The 18,862-nt window shown below is 49.2% G+C and carries 18 protein-coding genes; 17 read left to right on the forward strand and 1 reads right to left on the reverse strand.

The genetic code is table 11. The features are described 5' to 3' along the window. Positions 1–221 precede the first annotated feature (221 nt). The 10 genes from HMPREF1207_RS19870 to HMPREF1207_RS19915 all read left to right on the forward strand — a co-directional run bounded on the left by HMPREF1207_RS19870 (position 222) and on the right by HMPREF1207_RS19915 (position 10,447). Positions 222–902 carry an N-acetylmuramoyl-L-alanine amidase family protein gene (locus HMPREF1207_RS19870; RefSeq protein WP_231392116.1) on the forward strand — a complete coding sequence of 227 codons (681 nt, stop codon included), beginning with the start codon at positions 222–224 and terminating at the stop codon, positions 900–902. 30 nt (positions 903–932) lie between these two features. Beyond that, positions 933–2,333 carry an ABC transporter substrate-binding protein gene (locus HMPREF1207_RS19875; RefSeq protein ID WP_009672572.1) on the forward strand — a complete coding sequence of 467 codons (1,401 nt, stop codon included), beginning with the start codon at positions 933–935 and terminating at the stop codon, positions 2,331–2,333. Between the two features lie 20 nt (positions 2,334–2,353). Then, positions 2,354–3,247 (forward strand): carbohydrate ABC transporter permease, encoded by an 894-nt coding sequence (locus tag HMPREF1207_RS19880; protein ID WP_009672570.1) that lies wholly within the window; start codon positions 2,354–2,356, stop codon positions 3,245–3,247. 20 nt (positions 3,248–3,267) lie between these two features. Beyond that, positions 3,268–4,137, forward strand: coding sequence for a carbohydrate ABC transporter permease (locus tag HMPREF1207_RS19885; RefSeq protein ID WP_016423929.1), 870 nt, complete (start codon positions 3,268–3,270; stop codon positions 4,135–4,137). A gap of 50 nt (positions 4,138–4,187) precedes the next feature. Continuing rightward, positions 4,188–5,351, forward strand: coding sequence for an efflux RND transporter periplasmic adaptor subunit (locus tag HMPREF1207_RS19890; RefSeq protein WP_016423930.1), 1,164 nt, complete (start codon positions 4,188–4,190; stop codon positions 5,349–5,351). Positions 5,352–5,595: 244 nt separating this feature from the next. Then, complete coding sequence (gene gap / locus HMPREF1207_RS19895; RefSeq protein WP_009676563.1) at positions 5,596–6,663, forward strand: type I glyceraldehyde-3-phosphate dehydrogenase; 1,068 nt, start codon at positions 5,596–5,598, stop codon at positions 6,661–6,663. Positions 6,664–6,755: 92 nt separating this feature from the next. After that, positions 6,756–7,328, forward strand: coding sequence for an RNA polymerase sigma factor (locus HMPREF1207_RS19900; protein WP_009676564.1), 573 nt, complete (start codon positions 6,756–6,758; stop codon positions 7,326–7,328). After that, positions 7,309–8,541, forward strand: a complete 1,233-nt coding sequence (gene lepB, locus HMPREF1207_RS19905; RefSeq protein WP_009676546.1) for a signal peptidase I — start codon at positions 7,309–7,311, stop codon at positions 8,539–8,541. Before HMPREF1207_RS19900 ends, lepB begins: the two co-directional genes overlap by 20 nt. A gap of 278 nt (positions 8,542–8,819) precedes the next feature. Beyond that, a complete protein-coding gene (locus HMPREF1207_RS19910) occupies positions 8,820–9,767 on the forward strand; it encodes a helix-turn-helix transcriptional regulator (RefSeq protein ID WP_009676565.1) in 948 nt (315 codons plus the stop codon). A gap of 65 nt (positions 9,768–9,832) precedes the next feature. Continuing rightward, complete coding sequence (locus HMPREF1207_RS19915) at positions 9,833–10,447, forward strand: DinB family protein (RefSeq protein ID WP_009676571.1); 615 nt, start codon at positions 9,833–9,835, stop codon at positions 10,445–10,447. A gap of 355 nt (positions 10,448–10,802) precedes the next feature. On the opposite strand, the gene HMPREF1207_RS19920 is transcribed toward HMPREF1207_RS19915, so the two are convergent. After that, the gene (locus tag HMPREF1207_RS19920; RefSeq protein WP_009676549.1) at positions 10,803–11,981 is read right to left on the reverse strand and encodes a DUF4272 domain-containing protein; all 1,179 of its coding nucleotides are present in this window, start codon (positions 11,979–11,981) and stop codon (positions 10,803–10,805) included. 110 nt (positions 11,982–12,091) lie between these two features. Between HMPREF1207_RS19920 and pdxR the strand changes: the two genes are divergently transcribed. From pdxR to HMPREF1207_RS19960, 7 genes are all read left to right on the forward strand, one after another. Then, entirely contained in the window at positions 12,092–13,540 is a 1,449-nt protein-coding gene (gene pdxR, locus HMPREF1207_RS19925; protein ID WP_009676566.1) for a MocR-like pyridoxine biosynthesis transcription factor PdxR, read from the forward strand. A gap of 82 nt (positions 13,541–13,622) precedes the next feature. After that, a complete protein-coding gene (locus tag HMPREF1207_RS19930) occupies positions 13,623–14,312 on the forward strand; it encodes a GNAT family N-acetyltransferase (RefSeq protein WP_009676567.1) in 690 nt (229 codons plus the stop codon). A gap of 442 nt (positions 14,313–14,754) precedes the next feature. After that, on the forward strand, positions 14,755–15,042 hold the full coding sequence (locus HMPREF1207_RS19940; protein ID WP_009676556.1) for a hypothetical protein: 288 nt from the start codon (positions 14,755–14,757) through the stop codon (positions 15,040–15,042). A 1,057-nt stretch (positions 15,043–16,099) separates the two neighbouring features. Continuing rightward, positions 16,100–16,591, forward strand: coding sequence for a hypothetical protein (locus HMPREF1207_RS19945; RefSeq protein WP_138918240.1), 492 nt, complete (start codon positions 16,100–16,102; stop codon positions 16,589–16,591). 586 nt (positions 16,592–17,177) lie between these two features. Next, entirely contained in the window at positions 17,178–17,558 is a 381-nt protein-coding gene (locus HMPREF1207_RS19950; protein ID WP_036740228.1) for a hypothetical protein, read from the forward strand. 84 nt (positions 17,559–17,642) lie between these two features. Then, a complete protein-coding gene (locus tag HMPREF1207_RS19955; protein ID WP_009676551.1) occupies positions 17,643–17,870 on the forward strand; it encodes a DUF7336 domain-containing protein in 228 nt (75 codons plus the stop codon). Between the two features lie 268 nt (positions 17,871–18,138). Continuing rightward, positions 18,139–18,627 (forward strand): immunity 26/phosphotriesterase HocA family protein, encoded by a 489-nt coding sequence (locus tag HMPREF1207_RS19960; protein WP_009676570.1) that lies wholly within the window; start codon positions 18,139–18,141, stop codon positions 18,625–18,627. The last annotated feature ends 235 nt before the right edge of the window (positions 18,628–18,862 follow it).

The following is an 18,862-nucleotide window of genomic DNA, read 5'->3' on the forward strand; positions in this document are numbered from 1 at the left end:
GCGTACTACAAGTCGGCTGCAGAAGCAGCCGGCTTTTTTGTGCTGTCCTTGTTGTCTTTTTTACAAGTTCTATATAAGTCTATCTAACTTATGCTATATTCGCGTACTACACTGATGGAGTGCCGCCCGTGAGTGTAGGAGAACGTCAGAGAAAATGGGAGTAAGGAGAGAGTATGAAAAGGAGCAGCAGAAAACAACTTCAGAACCGCAGAGCGATATGGATGAGCATAATCGTGTTAACGGGAATGGTCTGGTCGTTATATAAGCTGTCCGCGTCCCTGACTTTAGCGAGTGCAAGCCTACCTTTGACGGAGTTGGCCGTCTCGCCCGGCAAAAATCATGCAGCGCTGCAAAATGGGACAAGCCGCTATAAAATCGTGATCGATCCGGGGCATGGGGGCAAGGATCCCGGCGCTGCGGGAGCGAGCGGCAAGCAGGAGAAAGCGTACACGCTCGCGCTTTCTAAAAAGGTGTTCGACCAGCTCCGGCAGGACCCGGTATTTGAGGTGTTTATGACACGTACGGATGACACCTTCGTCGAACTGGAGGATCGGGCCCAAATCGCGAATGAGCTTGGTGCGGACGCATTCATCTCCATTCATGGGAACACCTACAAGGATCCCGATGTATCCGGCACCGAAACGTTTTATTATGCGGACGATAGTTTTGCGCTCGCGCAAAAGGTTCATGAGCAACTGGTAAAATCGACCGGATTCAAGGACCGCGGTGTGAAAAAGGAAGGCTGGAAGGTACTGAGAGACAGTAAACATCCGGCTGTTTTTCTGGAAGTCGGGTATCTCACGAACCGGGATAACGAAACGGATATGCTGAGTGAAGCCCATCAGATTCGAACAGCCCAAGCCATTGCGAATGGAATCAAGAACTATTTCGCGGGGTTTTAACTTCATATGCAAAAGAAGGGAAGGATTCACATGAGAAAAGTTTCATTCATTTTGATCGCCATCGTCCTTATGGTTTCGGCCTCGGCTTGCAGCAGCCGTACGGGCAATGGAGAGGCTACCGGAACCCAAAACGGGGATAAGGCAGCACAAAGCCCAGAGGGGGCCAAAACGGAAGGAAAGAAATCCGACGGCGGACCGAAAACGATTGTGTTTTCTACATTTTTTCCAGATGATTTCTTTAAGGAAGCTAAAAAGAAATATGAAGCGAAGCATCCGAACATCACAATCGAGCTGAAATATGTGGAGACGGACGATGCACATGGAGAAGAGAATAGTGAAAAATTTATAAAAACGACGAATACCGCCCTATTATCCGGGAAAGGCCCCGATTTGATCGAAATGGATCTATTGCCCATCGGAAATTATGTAAATAAAAAATTGTTGGCCAATATGAGCGAAATGATGGATAAAGATCCAACCTTTAAGAAAGATCAATATTTCACGAATATATTGGACAACGTTAAGTTAAACGGCGGGATTTATGGAATGCCCTTGAATTTCTTTACCTACGGATTCATCGGGAATGAAACGGCGATAGAGAAAAGCGGACTGAAGATCGACGATAAGAACTGGGATTGGAGCCAGTTTACCGACGTTGCCAAAGAGTTGATGAAAAACGGGAATCAGAAGACTAAATCCGCGTTATATAGTACGCCGGAGTACTTGCTGAATGAAAGGGTTAAGGAGCAGTATGCCGCGTTTGTGGATCCGGTGAATAAAAAGGCAAATTTCGAGACGGCTGCTTTTACCGGGCTTATGAAGCAGGTGAAGTCTCTTTTCGATGACCAAATCGCCACGGAGAAGCCGGTTCAGGCTTTGTTTAATAATGTTTCGATCGTTTCGCCGGAATATTATATTCGCGATTTAAAGCAGAGCGAATATTTATCGAAAGGGTATGAGTTTACATCCAAGCTTTACGCTAAACCGCACGCGGAAGGACTGAAAGCCGGAGGATACTTCCGGACGTATAAAACCATCGGGATTAACGAAAAGTCTACCGTGAAAGAGGAAGCATGGGATTTCCTTAAATTTATGCTGTCCGATGAGGTTCAACAAGGGCCAGACCATGCCGGGTTTCCGATGAATAAATCCGTTTACGAGAAGCGAGTGAAGGAGCTGCTGAAAGTTGGGAAAGTGAAATCCGATCAGGAAATGGGAGCCCTAAAGGACAAAGTGTTCGACATCACGGCCAAGGATATTCAAGATTTGGACCGGTTCCTTTCCGAAGCGATTTATCCCGTCGAATTTAAGCCTTCCAAGATCGAAGAAATTATCTCGGAAGAGGCTAAATCCTATTTCAAAGGACAGAAATCAGCCGAAGCCGCGGCGAAGTTAATTCAAAACAGAGTGACAACTTTCCTGAATGAATGATCAAGATTCGAGGTGATAACATGGCGGACAAGCTTTATCGGAGCAACCCGTTTAAACGAAGGGGCAAGAATTGGATAGTCGTTTTTCTTTTCTTGGGTCCGAGTTTAACAGGGTTTGCGATTTTTTATCTGATTCCGTTTGCCATGGGGTTCTTCTACTCTTTTCAGGATAGTACGCTGGACGGCTCTTTTGTCGGTTTCGAAAATTATAAGGAATTGCTGGCGAGCGGATCTTTCCGCAATGCGGCAGCCAACACCTTTCTTTTTACCTTTGTAAGCGTGCCGCTGATCCTTGTCCTGTCCTTGGTAGTTGCTCTCTTGCTGAACCAGAAACTGTTTATCCGAAATTGGCTGCAGACGGCTTTTGTTTTGCCGCTGGTGGTGCCCGCAGCTTCTGTCGTGATGATTTGGCAAATTTTATTCGACTGGAACGGGTCGGTGAACGCGTGGCTGCAGAGCTTGCATTTGGAGCGGATCGACTGGATGAAATCGGATTGGTCCGTGGGGGTGCTGGCTGTCGTGTACAGCTGGAAAAATATCGGGTACAACATCATTTTATTTTTGGCGGGTCTCCAGAGTATACCGAAGGACTATTACGAAACGGCGGATATCGAAGGCGCCGGAACATTCCGCAAGACCATTCATATAACGCTCGTGTATTTGACTCCGACGATGTTTTTGGTCGTTCTGATGTCCATTATCAATTCGTTTAAGGTTTTCCGGGAAACGTATCTGATCGCGGGCGATTATCCGTACGACCGGATCTATATGCTTCAGCATTATATGAACAACATGTTTCTGTCCTTGGACATTCAGAAGCTGACGGCCGCGGCAAGTTTAATGGTCGGCTGCATTCTCATCCTCGTGACCCTCATGCTTTTCATAGAACGGCGCTTTAGACAGTTCATTGATTAGATGCAAGGACGGTGATAACGTTGACTTTGTTCCGTAAGGTCTCGCTGACGCTCGTAATGGGAGTTATCGCCGCCGTGATGGTGTTTCCCATTGGGGTCACCTTTGTAAACTCGCTTATGACGGAGGGTGAAATCGCCCATAATTATGAGCTCATCGGCAAAATGTTCGATACCGCAGCAGGGGGGGAAGAAGGCTTTGTCAATCTGAAGCTGATTCCGGACTGGCTGTCGTTCCATCAATATATGGAAGTGTTGGTGTACAAGCCGGTGTTCCTTCAGATGTTCTGGAACTCCGCAGGGTTGGTAGCCCCTATCATCGCCGGGCAAGTTCTGGTCGCCTCTATGGCCGGTTACGCTTTTGCCAAGCTCCGGTTTTGGGGACGGGATAAGCTGTTTGTCGTGTATATCATGACGATGCTGATGCCGTTTCAGGTTACATTGGTTCCCAATTATATGATGGCTCAGAAGCTTGGACTATTGAACACGGCATCCGCCATTATATTGCCGGGCATCTTCAGCGCTTTCGGGGTTTTTATGCTCAGACAATTCATGCTGCATATTCCAAATTCCTATATCGAAGCCGCCCAGATGGATGGGGCCGGGCATCTGAGGATTTTTTACAAAATTATTCTTCCGCTCATTCAGCCTGGAATCGCCGGGTTGATTGTCCTGCTGTTTGTGGACAACTGGAACATGGTCGAGCAGCCGCTTATTTTTCTGGAGGATTCGTTCAAGCAGCCGTTATCTTTATATTTGTCGCGTATCAACGAAGGAGCCAGGGGCGTCGCTTTTGCCGCATCCGTACTGTATATGACTCCCATGGTGCTGCTGTTCTTATATGCAGAGTCCCATTTTATCGAAGGAATTCAGTTATCGGGAATTAAAGGATAGCCGGCACCTGCGAGTCCAAAGCTCCTTCTGAAATGTAAGAGGTGGTCCTAATGGAATTGCTGCATGCCGGGCAGGCGAGTGACAGACGCAAAAGAAAGATTCGCCTCTTTTCCGGTTTATTTATCGGCCTTCTGGTCGTATTTACGCTGCTCAGCAACACGTTCATGGCTTTGACTATCCCCAAGGTTGCGGTTGTAGTGCCGAGCCGGGGCCAGCTTGTTCATACGTTCAAAGGCAGCGGCGTCATCAAGTGGAGGGCTGAAACCGCCTTAACGAACAGCACGGGGTGGAAAGTGAAGAAGGTGGAAGCGAAGGAAGGGGATCGTGTCAAGAAAGGGCAGACGCTGGTGACTTACGACAGCAAAGATGCGGAGCAGGATATCCTGGACCAGCAAGCCGGTCTTATTAAGCTCAAGCTTACTATGGAAGAACTGCAAAGCCATTTTATTGAGGCGTCCCAGAACGGGGAAGAGAAGAGTATTGAGGACGCCAAGCGTGCCATGGAGATTCATAAAATCGATCTGGAAGTCCAGCAGCGGAAAATACAAAATCTTCAGGAAAAGTTGAAAAAGAACGTCAAATTGACGGCTCCGTTCAACGGAATCGTCACGAAGGTAAACGCCAAGGAGGGGCTTTCTTCCGAAAGTGGAGGCTACGATGTCCGCCTATCCGACGAAAGCCTCGGTTTTGAATTTGAGCTGTCCGTCCCGGTCGATATCGCTGCCGCGCTAAAAGCGGGAGACAAGCTGGAAGTCCAAGTGGATGGTCCTGCTGCCGAAAAAATCGAAGGTCAAATTTCGGAAATCCACGAACCCGGTATCCCGGATAAAAGCAAGACAGAGGAAGGCAGCGCCGGTGAGGGCGGTAATACGGCCATGAGTTTGCCGATGAAGCGTCTTCTGGTGACGCTGCAAGGTACGGGCTTGAAGGAAGGCGCCGGTGTCCGGGTGGAACTGAACAGAGCGACAGATCCCGATATAATAGTGGTAGACAATAAAGCCATTCACGAAGATAAAACCGGAAAATACGTCTTTACAATCGAAGAAAAAAACGGTCCGCTGGGCAACGCCTTTTATATCCGCAGAACATCCATCACCGTCACTGACTCGGATGATAAAGCATCGACGGTCACCCAAGGCCTATTCGAACAACAGCAAATCGTAGTCGAGAGCAGCGAGCCTTTGCAGGATGGCGATAAGGTGCGGATGCAATAAGGACGGATGAGGTTGAGATCCGGAGGCGCCAAAGAAACGGAAACGGAATCGCAAACGTTAGTGGAGAGAGATCTTTAGGATTCTCTCTCTTTTTTTGATTTAATTGACCGATGTATAATACTCATATATAAACAATTCAAACATACTATTGTCTTTTATGACGTCATAAATTATAATTGTGATGTACTAATTAATCGACATATGCGAATTATCTCATATTTCACCTTACAGAGGAGGAGTTAGCTTGTCACAGGCTGCAGGAATTAGAGGAATCGGGATTAGCGGAATGGGGAGAATCGGACGTCTTGTCGTTCGGAAAATGTTTTCGGATAAAGGGCAGACTTCTCCGCTCAAGGCGATCAATACCATTTATCCGGCGGAAACGCTGGCTCACCTTTTAAAATACGATTCGGTCCACGGAAGATGGAATGCGGATGTGAAAATTGCCGACGGCTGCCTCGTCATTAACGGACAGTCTATCCAGCTGACGTACGAAAGGGAACCGGAGAACATTTTGTGGGGACAGATGGGAATCGATCTCGTCATTGACGCCACCGGTAAATTCAACGACCGTCCAGGTTCTCAGAGACATCTGGCCGCCGGAGCTTCCCGAGTTCTCATTACCGCGCCCGGCAAGCAGATGGATTTTACCGTCGTGATGGGCGTCAACGACCACCTCTATGATCCCATCAAGCATACTCTTGTATCCGCCGCATCCTGCACGACGAACTGTGTCGCTCCCGTGCTTCATATTCTGGATCAGGCGTTCGGCGTCCAGAACGGATGGATGAGCACGGTGCATTCCTATACATCGGATCAGAAGCATCTGGACAATCCGCACAACGACCTACGCCGAGCGCGGGCGTGCACGGAGTCGATCGTTCCTACCACGACGGGTGTAGGTAAAGCGCTTACAGATGTCCTGCCTCACTTGGCGGCGCATGTTCAGGGCGTTTCACTTCGTGTGCCGACGCAGGACGTTTCGCTGGTGGATTTGACCGTGAAGGTGTCCCGCACGGCTTCTCTGGACGACGTGAAGGCCGCTTTCCGTAAAGCGGCGGAAGGTGCTATGTCCCCGTATGTCGCCTACTCCGACGAGCCGCTCGTGTCCGTGGATTATGTGGGCTGCCCGAACTCCGCTGTCGTAGACGGTCTCTCCCTGATGGCGATGGGCGATCAGATCAAAGTGCTGGCCTGGTATGACAACGAATGGGCTTACGCCTGCCGTGTCGTGGAGTTGGCGGGGCTTATGCGGGACAAAGCCAAGGCCGATCAGTCCCGTGATGCCGAGGTAAGCCGCATGTTCGCCTAACTCTCCGTGCTCTGTATGGTATACTAAAAAAACAGAAAATAAATGACCTAAGTTCCCAAAAGCGGGAACTTTTTCTTTTGCGGGGAGTCTGTTTGTTCAGAAAAGAAAGGGGGGAGCGCGTGGACGACGAGTATTTGAAGTACGTGTCCGAACTTCATCCGTCCGATTTAAGAACCTTAATGGAACAGCACGGAGAAGATGTATGGAACTATGCGTATTTTTTAACGAAAAAACGGGATCTCGCCGACGACATCGCACAGGATGTGTTTGTAAAAGCGTTCCGCAGCGTCAGTTCCTTCCGGGGCGAATGCAGCGTGAAGACCTGGCTGCTGAAAATCACCCGGAATACCGCGTATTCGTACCGGAGAAAAGCTTTTTTCCGGCGGGTGATTCTGGCCGATTACGTCCGGGGAGAAAGCCCGTCCGCCGAAAGCGAGTTTCTGGAACGCCACTTGGCCGATGAGGCATGGAAAATCGTGCTGGAGCTTCCCGCCCACTACAGGGAGGTGCTGGTGCTGCAATCGATGCACGGGATGTCGGTAACGGAAATAGCGGCCGCCCTGGAAATTTCGGAAGGGACGGTAAAATCCCGCATCCATAGAGCCCGCCGGAAAGCGGCTCAACTAGCGAAAGGAGGATTCCGGTATGAGGAAAACGGAAATTGAGACGGATCCGTTTGAGCTTTCGGGCAGGCCCTTTAATAAGCCGATGTTCGGAATGGAGTCGATGGATGCCGTGGAACGAAAAGTATGGAACGGGGGAGGTCCTGAAGCGGGCAGGCCCGCAAATAGACGCAAGCGGCTCTATCTGGCGGGAACGGCTTTGACTGCCTTGCTCGTTTGTTGTGCCGTTCTGTTTATGGGGCCTCTCGGGGATAAAGCGAACGGAACGATCCGGGACTTAACGACACCCCAGAATCCCCAGCGTGTAGAAGCGAAAGAAGGCTTGATACTGGTTGACGATTACTCGATGAGCATGGCCGGCCAGAAAATGGAATACTACAGCGGCGGTTACGGGAGGTTAGTCGTCGATCCCCGGTTTAAGACGGTACAGCAGTTCCGCCGTGGAGATGTGCTGTATTACCGGCTGCCGGCTATTCCCGGGTTTACGCCCAATCCCGAAATCAGCGGATCGGACTCTCAAACGGCCCGTGTGATCGGGCTGCCCGGGGAGAAGATTACAATCGAGAAAGGCCGGGTTTACGTGAACGGGAAGAAGCTGGATACGTTCTACGGAAAGATGAAGACGGTTGGGCTGGACGAAGCCGCGTATCTCAAGAATATGGAAGCATCCGGCAGAAAGGATGCCTGTCCTCCGGACTGTGTGAAAGATACCAAAAACTATTTCAACACGAATATGACGGAGACGACAGTGCCGGACGGGTCTCTCTTCGTCTTGGGAGATTTCTGGGCGAAGAGCCATGACAGCCGGGAGTTCGGCGCCTTGGCACAGGGGAACATTCAGGGGAAAGTGCTGGGTTACGACGAAGCAGGAACCCGAAGTCCCAGCCAGATCTTCGCCTCCGGAAATTTGTGGTTTACCGGAATTCCGGGTAAGCTCGGCATCTTGAACGGTCAAATACTTACCTCCCCCCCTAATAAAATCGTCTGGCATTTCTGGGGGGCTCGTGAAGAGTTCGAAGGCAAAAATTTGCGGATCGAAGGCATTCATACGAGTGACGGTGTTAAAAAACCGGTGCTGCTGCAGGAAGACGGCAGTGTCATATGGGAATACGAGTGGGGGCCGGCTTACGGTCCGTTAAACGGGGCGGATGCGAGCCTGCCCTCGCTGATCAAGCTGGACGAAAGCGGACAGTGGCGCCTCGATATTTATTTGGGCGGAAAATTTTTCGCAAGTATGTTTGTTAACGCCGAGTAGCTATGGAGATCATAGAAAGCGCAGCAAATATAAATGATGGAACCGAGAAACGGTAAATCATAAGCGGCAGGGATTAAAAGATTCTTCCGCCGATATCATTCGCGTAAATTTGACTTGCGCGGACAGGCAACAAAAAGAGGGAAGGAGCTGGCGGCTGCATGGTGCCGGAGCTTCTTCTTTTCTTTGCTCGGAGGGAAGAAAAGCTGGCACACTCCCGCCGCGGGGGTTACGATAGGAGTAACTATCCGACACGTTGGCGACAAGGGGGGCTTCACGCCATGAACAAAACCGACCGCATGCTGGCTATCATTTTGCGGCTCCAGCGCAAGGGCACACAGCGCGCGGAAGATCTCGCCGCAGCCTTCGAGACGAGCGTGCGTACGATCTACCGCGACATGCAGGCGCTCTGCGAAGCGGGTGTCCCGGTCGTCGGGGCGCCGGGACAAGGGTACTCGCTCGTCGAAGGCTACTTCTTGCCGCCGGTCAGCTTCACGGCGGAAGAAGCCGTCACCCTGCTGCTCGGCATCGAATTTGTCGAGCAGCAGTTCGACGAGGCTTCCCGCACTCAGGCGGGTGCCGCGCGGGCCAAGCTCGAGGCCGTACTCCCGGAGCGGGTGCGCCGGGAGTCCCAGAGGCACCGCGAGGGCATGAAGCTCCTCGCGGGCCTGGGAAGCGCCGCCGGGAACGGAACGGCGGCGCTGGCTCTGCTGCGCGGCGCGGTGCTGCAGGAGCGCACGGTGCGCTTCGCCTACGCGGCGAAGGATGCGGCCATGCCGGGAGGCGAGCGGCTGACGGTGCGCGAAGCCGATCCTTACGGGCTGGTCTACGTGAACAGCGCGTGGATGCTGATCGCCTTCTGCCGGCTGCGGCAGGAAATCCGGCATTTCCGGCTGTCCCGGATCAGCGAGCTTGCGCTCCTGGAGACCACCTTCGAGAAGCCGGAAGAGTTCGACCTTCAGTCGTACAAGCCGGCGGATGACCGGCAGGGGCAGGTCCGCCTGCTTTTTCGCCGCGAGCTTGCAAACCGGGTTCGGGAAATGAACTACTATTATATAGAAGAAACGCAAAATGTGGAGCAGGGCCTGCTCGTTACATTAAAGGTCCGGTCGCCGGAGGAGATCCTCCATTGGGTGTTGAGCTGGGGGGCGGGCGTTGAAGTGCTGGAGCCCGAATCGCTGCGCGTCCGGCTGCGGGAAGAAATTCGGCGCATGGCAAAACGCTACTGACATACTGTTGTCAGCAGCGCTCTTTTATACTGGGTATAACTTCACCTTAAAGGAGAGAACGACCCATGCAAACGAACCAAAACCAAAACCAAAACCAAAACCAAAACCAGAACCAGAACCAGAACCAGAACTTGAACACGCTCGACGCTCTGAACCGCTTCGAGCAATTGGCCGAGACCTATATTCAGGAACTGGAAAATTACAGCCTGGAAGAGCTGACCCGCAAGCCCGATGAAGAACAATGGTCGCTGGGGCAAATGTATGTGCATTTGATCAAGTCGGCTTTATACCGGCATCTTCCCATTATGGAAGCCTGCCGTTCTTCTTCCGGTTCGGACGGGATGGACGAGAAAACGGAGAGAGGTGTAGAGGCTTTCGCCAATGGAGGCTATCCTCCTATCCGAATCCAAGTTCCGCCGTCCAAGGAATACACGCCGCTTCAGCCGGAAAGCAAAGAGCAGCTCTCTGATGGCCTTCGTGACGTTATTCGCGCCATGCGAGCCATCCAGCCGGTACTGGCCGATATTCCGCCCGCCCATACGGTGGAGCATCCCGGCTTCGGGGGATTGAACGCGGTGGAATGGTTCTCGCTGGTGGAGATGCACTACCGCCACCATCTGCGCCAGAAGGAGCGTTTGGACGCTTTTCTGCGGGAGACAAAGGAAGCTGCCGAGGCCTGATTTCTGCGAGCTGTAGTGGAGGCGCCGTCATGCGAAATCGCATTTCCTGCCGAGAATTCACATTTAATGTGGAACTCAGGGTTCACATAAGCGGCGGCCGCCTGTCTATCCAAAGGATGGACAATGTCCGAAGGCCGGATAAAATCAAAAGCTGCCTGTCGGCAGCGCAAGCAACCCAAAAAGGAGCAGACTCATAAAAGAGCTGCTCCTTTTGGGTATGGGCGGCGTGGTTTATCGACTATGCTTGAGCCTCATTCCATGCCCTATGTACCTGGTCCTATGGACCCGAATCATGTACCAGGTGATGTATCCGGTCCTATGGACCCAAATCATGTACCCGGTGATATATCCGGTTCTACGTATCGGTGCTTACGTCATCCCACTCCGCATCCATATAGCGGACCAGCCAGTTCAGAGCCCGGTGCCTCTCCATAACGACGCCGCCGTCCAGTCCGGCCGGGGCGGGATTGCCTTTGATCCGGGCATCTACGCAGGCCCAGTCATAGCGGTAAATCCGGTCCGCTTCCTCGAGAATGTCTGCTTTCGATCGGACTATTGCCTGCTCATGGAACGTGTCGAAATTCCCGGCCAGCCTTAAAGCGTCCACGGCGGCCTGAACGTCGCATACGGAGTCGGGATAGCCCAGTTCTTCCACGTACCCGAGGGACCAGAGCAGAACCCAGTAGCATTCGTACATCCAGGCGAACTGGACGGCATCCGTCGGATCGGGCGAATCGCTTTCGAGGAAAGCCCGTTCTTTCTCCGTAAAGAAAGGGGAAGCGCCGTACAGCTCGATAACGCCTTCGATAAATTCTCTCGCTTCTTTGATGTCCGCGCCTTCGGCAAGGTCCGCGCCGTACATGGCGATCATGCATAGAGCGGCTGCGCGCGCGGCGATTTCCTCCTTCGTCCGGATAGCGGCAAATTCATCGCCGTCGATGACCGGTAAATGCTCGATGACGGGCACGCCCTGTTCCGCCAGCAAAGCCATATTTCGTTCTTTCCGCGCTTCGGCGGACGGGGACGACTGGATATGGGCGTCGATCAGATCCGTGCTGACCGTGACGGTGAAATCTTCTACCTCGGACTCACCCTGTGCGCTCAAAACCACCCGGCCCTCCGGGTTCAGCAGCTGGCCGGTCGGCAGGAACAAAACGGCATGCACGCGGGACGCCGCCTCCAATATCCGGTTCATCGTCTCCGGATCGATTTCCTTGGAAGATACGATGCCGACAGCCGCGTTAAGGGCGGAGATTTGCTTGAGTACTTTGGCTTGAATGTGTTCGTGCGGCGTTTCGATCTGGCTGAAAAAGCCGTACATGCCCCGGATCATCGGCTCGAATTCGCCCGGATTGCCTTCCAGCGTCATCAGGGAAAACGTAACGGTCGTTTTGCTGAAAAACTTTTTGTCCACCACTGTAATCTGGTTTCCGTCTGGCGAAATTTGAACCTGCTTGTCCCCGAAGGCGGTGCGGATGGCCTCCGTTATTTTTTCGTACCCTTTTATCGAGATATAAAGCGTACATTGATTCATGCTGCACTTCCTCTCATCGTGTCGTTAACCCTACCATCATACCGAAAAACCGGTAAAGTTGTAAAATGTGGTATTCTAGCATTAAACCTAGAAAGATAGGAAGGATTCACGTGATTGGTTACCCTAAGCTGGACGAACGAGACCCGCAGCCGCTGTATATGCAGCTCTACGTTCATATTAAGACCGGCATTATCCGGGGCGAGATCGCCGAACATACCCGCCTGCCGTCTATCCGCAAACTGGCCGGTTTTCTCGGGCTGAGCACGACACCGGTCGAATCGGCTTACCATCAGCTTCTTTCGGAAGGCTATATCGCGAGCAGGCCCAAGAGCGGCTATTATGTGGAAAAGCTTCCCGAGCCCTATGGAAAACTCGGCTCACTACCCGTGGCGGCGCCCCTGCCGGTCCAGGAGGAGGAGCCTCATGCGGCCAGGAAGCGCAAGTTCCGCTACGATTTTCATTTGTCGCGGAACGATTTTACCGCTTTTCCATACGGAACCTGGAAAAAGCTTGCGAACGAAATGCTCGCCCCGGATAACGAGAACCTGCTGTTCTTCGGGGACCCGAGAGGCGAGCGCGGGCTGAGGGAACAAATCGCCCGCTACCTCCGGCAGATGCGGGGCGTGGAATGTTCCCCGGCGCAGGTTGTCGTCGGAGCCGACCAGTTTAATCTGGGCGTCATCCTGAGCCAGATTTTGAAGCGGTACGGTGCGCGGCTCGCCATAGAGAACCCCGGGTACCCGCTGATCCCGTCGATCTTCGGCAGGACGGGCTATGAGATCTTGCCCGTGCCGCTGGAGGCGGACGGCATCGACATTGGGCGGCTTCACGCCACCGGGGCCCGTCTCGTCACCGTCACGCCTTCGCACCAGTTTCCCCGCGGAATGGTGATGCCGGTCTCCAAGCGGCTGAAGCTGCTCCAGTGGGCGCGCGATACGGACGGCTTCATCCTCGAAGACGATTACGACGGGGAATTCCGCTACCACGGGCGTCCCGTTCCGGCCATGCAGGCGCTCGTTCCCGGCGCCCCCGTCATTTATTTGGGCGGCTTCGGCCAAATTATGGCCCCGGCCCTCTGCGTCAGCTATATGGTGCTGCCGGACAAGCTCGTGCCGCTTTTCGACGCGCTGCGCAGAGAGATGATGTTCGAGCAGTCCGCCTCCAGGCTGCATCAGCATACGCTGGCTCTTTTTATGGAGCGGGGCTACCTGGAGAAGCATGTGCGCAGGATGCGCAAGCTTTACCGGAAAAAGCACGACAGGCTGACGGCAGCCGTCGGGCGCATTTTCGGCAGCCGGGCCGCGGTGATCGGCCGGGACGCGGGGTTCCACATCGTGCTCCGCGTGCGCGACGATCGGCCGGAGGCAGAACTGCTCCGGCTGGCGGAAGCGGCCGGCGTTCATGTGTCATCGGCGGCGTTTTACTGGCCGGGGACGGTTCCGCCCGAAGGCGAGAAAGATTTTATGGTCGGATTCAGCGGGATTGCGGAAGAGGACATCGAACCGGGTATACGGAAACTGAAAGAAGCGTGGTTCGGCGATGCGAATCTGTCGTCTTGAATTTTATAAATCTGTTCATTTTGAAATAGATAGTTTGCTGGTATAACTAAGGTACACATGATCTATGGAGGATTTGAAAGCTATGAATGAATCTATGAATGAACCTGTAAAAGAATCTGTGAGCGAGCCTGTGAATAGAGCTGTGAATGATCCTGTGAACGGAGTTGGGAATACCGAGCCGGACCGGCAAAAAAGCGACGGCCCGAACAAAGCCGGAGTCCCGGTCCCCGTACGTTTTCTGGAAGGGGAGAAGGTCTATTTGCGTCCCGTTGATACCGGGGACACGGAGACGTATTTTCAGCAGCTGTTTCAGCCGCAAACCCGCAAATTGACGGGGACGCAGAAACATTTTACAAGAAACCAGATCGAGCGATATATCGAAGGAAAGGCGCAGGACACGTCAAGCATTCTGCTGCTGATCGCCCTGACCGAAACCGACGAGGTGATCGGGGACATCGCGCTGCAGGATATCGACAGCTACAACCGCAGCGCGGGCATCCGCATCTCCATCGACAGCAGCAGAAATCAGGGCAAAGGCTGCGGAACGGAAGCGCTCAACCTAATGCTGGATTACGGATTCGGCATCGTGAACCTGCACCGGATCGAGCTGAACGTATTTGCCTATAACGAGCGCGCCCTTCACGTATACGAGAAAATCGGCTTCAAAAAAGAAGGCGTGCAGAAAGAAGCCCTCTATTACAATCACAAGTACCACGACTCGATTCTAATGGCGCTCCTTGAACACGAGTACCGGGAGCTTCACGGGCTGTAGAGTTTAGATTGGACTGCTCCTAAAAAGTCATCATGCTGTTACCTAAATTATTCCACGAGAATGCTCGCAACTGAAGAGAGAAATATTAGCAGAAATATGTACGAAAGGAAACGGTTTTGTGACAGGGGGATGCTATACTATATGGAAGAACCTTGAAGCTGGGGAGAGCAGACGTTTTAGAAAAGGGGAGCAGCCTATGGCCGTATTTAGATGCGATTGCGGAAAAAATTTATCCAATTCGAGGTGTCCCAACGACATCGAATTGATTCTTTTTACGGATTTCGAATGGGAAGACATACAAGAAAAAGTGCACGAAGGAGCGGATATCTATGACGCTGAACCCAAATATGACGTATGGCGCTGCCCCGAATGTTTGCGTGTTTATGTATTCAAAGGCGTGAGTTTATTGTACCAATACAAATTGGAAAAGTAGGGTAGATCCATGCAGCTGAAAGGTATCATCTTTTCAACGGAAGAGATGGAGGAAATTGAACTTCTTAAAGAGTTATGTGAGAACATGACCGTGGACGGAGTTGAAATTGTCTGCTTTAAGGTGCTTTCGGATCTATTGAACAATCGTGTCAGGTTCGAAGACATTTCGAAGGAAGTATTACAGATTACGCAGCTTCAGATGAACGATTATGTTCATTTCTGGTCGGATATCGATTGGTATGACAGCCGGATGGTTGAAAGTGTGTCTATGAAATTCGGAAAGTTGTTAGGGAATTGAGGTCAGCCGGGAAGCCCGGTTGGCCTTTTTTTGTATTTCGTCAAAAAATGATGGATTTTTACAATATACGACAAAAGTTCTTAATGATAAATGAGGCTTTGTCCACTAACATTGTAGTTTGTTGGTTCTTTATTTTATTCGAGGCGGTGGAACAAAAGGTTCAAGGGTCATAGGGATATACATATTAAGTGATAACGAAAATATTTTTAATTCAAGGATGGTGGAAATTTTGAGTTGGTTTCGTAAACGAAAAAACGGAATCTTGAGAAGATTTGCTAGCGTGGTTCTGCTGCTGAACGCTTTAACACTTGGAGCAACTGCAGCATATTCACAAAGTATGAGCAAAGCTGGGTTTGAAGGGGTTGCTAGTATGTCCGATCATTCACTCACGTATCCGGGGAATCTTATAGACAGGGCGGTGCTGCCTGGCACAGATGTCCAAAGCAGTGTATACGGGAACGTATATTTGAATGGTTTTGCCAAAACGTTAGGAGCACCGTTTACGGTTACGCCGGCTGCGCCTATCCCGGTATTTAGAACATCGAATTTTTCCCGAATGGAGAGACATCAGAATTCAAAAAGAGATATTTGCCAAAGAAGTAATTAGTAAAACGGCAGACTTTATTGCAGACCTAGTTAAAATAAACCCTGCTATACTAATGAGCCAACGAATTGTTGAATTACAGTCATCTGGGAAAATCAGCCAATAGGTATTAGTGGAGTTTGACCTTAGGGTTGTAATCCTCAAGGTCTTTTTTTATACCAGGGAAAAACTTCAAAAGTCATTATCTCTATCATAAGAAGTTACTAGAAAATGTACTTGGAACAAAGTATAAAAGTATGATTGATGATGGTAAAGTCACATTTGTAGGGAATGCAACTTTGTAAAAGGCGGGGAAGTATACAAGGTATATCGAGGCAATGGCTTGACAATAACAACAAAACAAGATGATGAGTGGCACACTCTCTTAGAGTCAGGGAAAGGGATGAATTTGAAATTTTTGTTTGAATAGTAAAAAGACGGGGGAGACCTATGTGTTTAGAAGAGATCAAAAGTGTGATTCAAAATAACTTTTTAAGTAATGTTTATGTAACGGGTGTCGTGTTGCCTTCAGAAAGAGATGATGAACTTGCAGAGTTTGTGCCTTATAGGAGTTATCTGTTTTTTGAGTTTGATGATCAACTCGTAAAAGTTGAAGCAATTGAGCAATATTCAAAAATTTCAATTGCAATAACCCCAACCCTTATTGTAAGGGTAGAGGTGGAAGATGTGATTCCGACTAAATCAAGTATTAGCGACATTATTTTTGATAATAGTTTGATTGACAACAAAGTTAGCAAAATTGAGATGTTCAATATGCAGGTAAACAGCAATGAAATTATCTGCGATGCTCTAAGGCTATCTATAACTAACAAGACTAATAAACAGGAACTATTTTTAGACCCTCAATTCTTTGGCATAAATATTGGAGGGTTTGGGGTAGAAGAGATATGGAGATATAATTTACCAGAAGGGTACGAATCGAAGTTAACGATTATTGAGTTCTAAACCATCTGTTGTAAACACATTGACCTTGGGGGCGGCAATCCTCAGGATCTTTTTTTGCCTCCACCCAGTGCCGAATGAATCGGGCGGCAGTCTCTAATAGAACTTTACTCTCATCAGACCCATATGATATTTCTTCAAATGCAAATGTATGTACTCGTTCAAGTGTTGATGATTATACCTTAGCTATACAAGTTACTACTTAAATTAAACGATATCACACGTGCTGGAGGAACTGTAAAAGTCCGAAATACAAACGGAACTTACAAAAATTATTAGTCGTTATGAAAGGTGGAAAACGTGTGAAGGAGATATCTCTTACCCTATTTACCTACCGAGTCTTCAATAAACAGAATATAGCGGAAACCCTAAAGAGTTGGTGGAGCCCAATTATCTAGAGGAAAATGCCAGACAACATTTTGGCGAAGAGGTATTTCTTGCGAAAGAAAGAAGTTAAATACGTTGAAAGAAAATGAGGCAGCAAATTGGTGTATTACATCGTAGGTGCTTATCAAGGAAGAACCCAAAGATCGGTGGTATTCTTTATTTAATGGAGGCCGCTTAATCTATTTATAAAGTGGGTGAGCAAATGTACTTGTCTGAAACCTCAGCGTTGAGATTAAAAGAACTCGGCTTTAAGAGAACTTACTACATTGATGAATTAGCACCATTTGACTTTTACAAGCTTAATGAAGAAGAATGGGTGTTAGGTGGTAGAGTCTTGCCCAAAGGAGACTTACTAGCACATTCAGACATTATTACTGGAGGGACATGGTTACCTAGTTTGACTGATTTAATGACTTGGTTGGCGGATAATAATTATACCTATACATTGGAGTGCAAGGAACTGGGTCATGGTTATGTAGTTCAAGCCTTAGATAGGCAAGGCAATAAAATCAAGGGTAAAGGTGGTACTGCCGAGCTTGCCTTTAGTAAAGTCATAGAGCATATATTAAAATCTACAAGATAATTCTCGTAATCTACACTACTCCTAATGATGGAAAGAATAAAGGTGAAAGATCTAGTGGAATAAAATTTGAAGAGGGGAGTAACCATGAAAACAGTTTTTTTGCTGCAACATAGTTATGAAATAAACCAAATTGAATATACAAAAACAATTGGTATCTATTCTACAAGAGATAAAGCACAGGATGTAATCAATAAATATAAAGAATTGCCTGGTTTTAAAGAATATCCGGAAGATTTTTATATTGATGAATATCATGTGGATAAGAATGAGTGGCAGGAAGGATTCTTAGGTTCTAGTGCATTTGAAGATTGATTCTTGCTATAAGTATAAGTTATGCAAGGAGAGTTTATATTTCCACAAAGGACAACAACGGAGGTTGTGGTCCTTTGTTTAATTTCTGGATGTATGATCTATATTTGAATGATCGCTGAATTAATAGACTGGGTGTCTATATTACCTTTACGGTGGGTGAATTTGACGCTGTAACGGGCGGGTAAACAGTACGAAAGAAAGTGAGGCAGCAATTGGTTTCAATTGATGCCTTCCTTTTGCTAAGTTATAGAAAGAGGGGATGAACGTAATGACAGAAGAATTTACAGAACTTCGTGTATTGAAACGAACAAGGAAGAACCCGCAAGATGGAGACATTTTTGTCATGGAACCGAAGGAAAATCTTTTTTATTTCGGCAAAGTGATCAACGACAGTGTGGAAAGTAAAAATCCATTTTTTAAAGGATGGTATCTTGTTTATCTTTACAATACGCCTTCTGATACTAAACAGATTCCGGATAATCTCGATCCCAATAATTTGTTAATTCCCCCCATGGTTATTAATAAACAAGGTTGGCTAAAAGGTTATTTTGAGACGATTGGCTCAGAAATCGTTACGGACGAAGAGAAAAGTATTGATTTCGGATTTTGGGACATGACAAGGGAAAAATTCTATTCTCTTTCAGGAGAAGTCTTGAAGAAAAAACCTGAAATTTTTACTACTTACGGATTAATAAGCTACGGAGGAATAGGTCGAGGTATACACAGATTGCTTTCAGGACAACCGCACAATTTATAAGGGATACCCACAAGCGAAGGTTTTCGTTTGTGTTTTTTAAATTCATTCTAACCAATATCATTTACACTCATAAAAAATAAAAGCGAGTACAACATGCCTCCGACAGCTAATTTGTGCAAGCAGGATAAGAGTGGCCTGGCAAACCGTACTGAAAAAAGGAAAGTCAAATGCCGCTTGGTCACGTTTCTTTAATTCTGGCATTATTTCCAGTTTGAAATCTTTACTAAGTTAGCGT

This window comes from Paenibacillus sp. HGH0039, assembly GCF_000411255.1.
GTDB lineage: Bacteria > Bacillota > Bacilli > Paenibacillales > NBRC-103111 > Paenibacillus_F.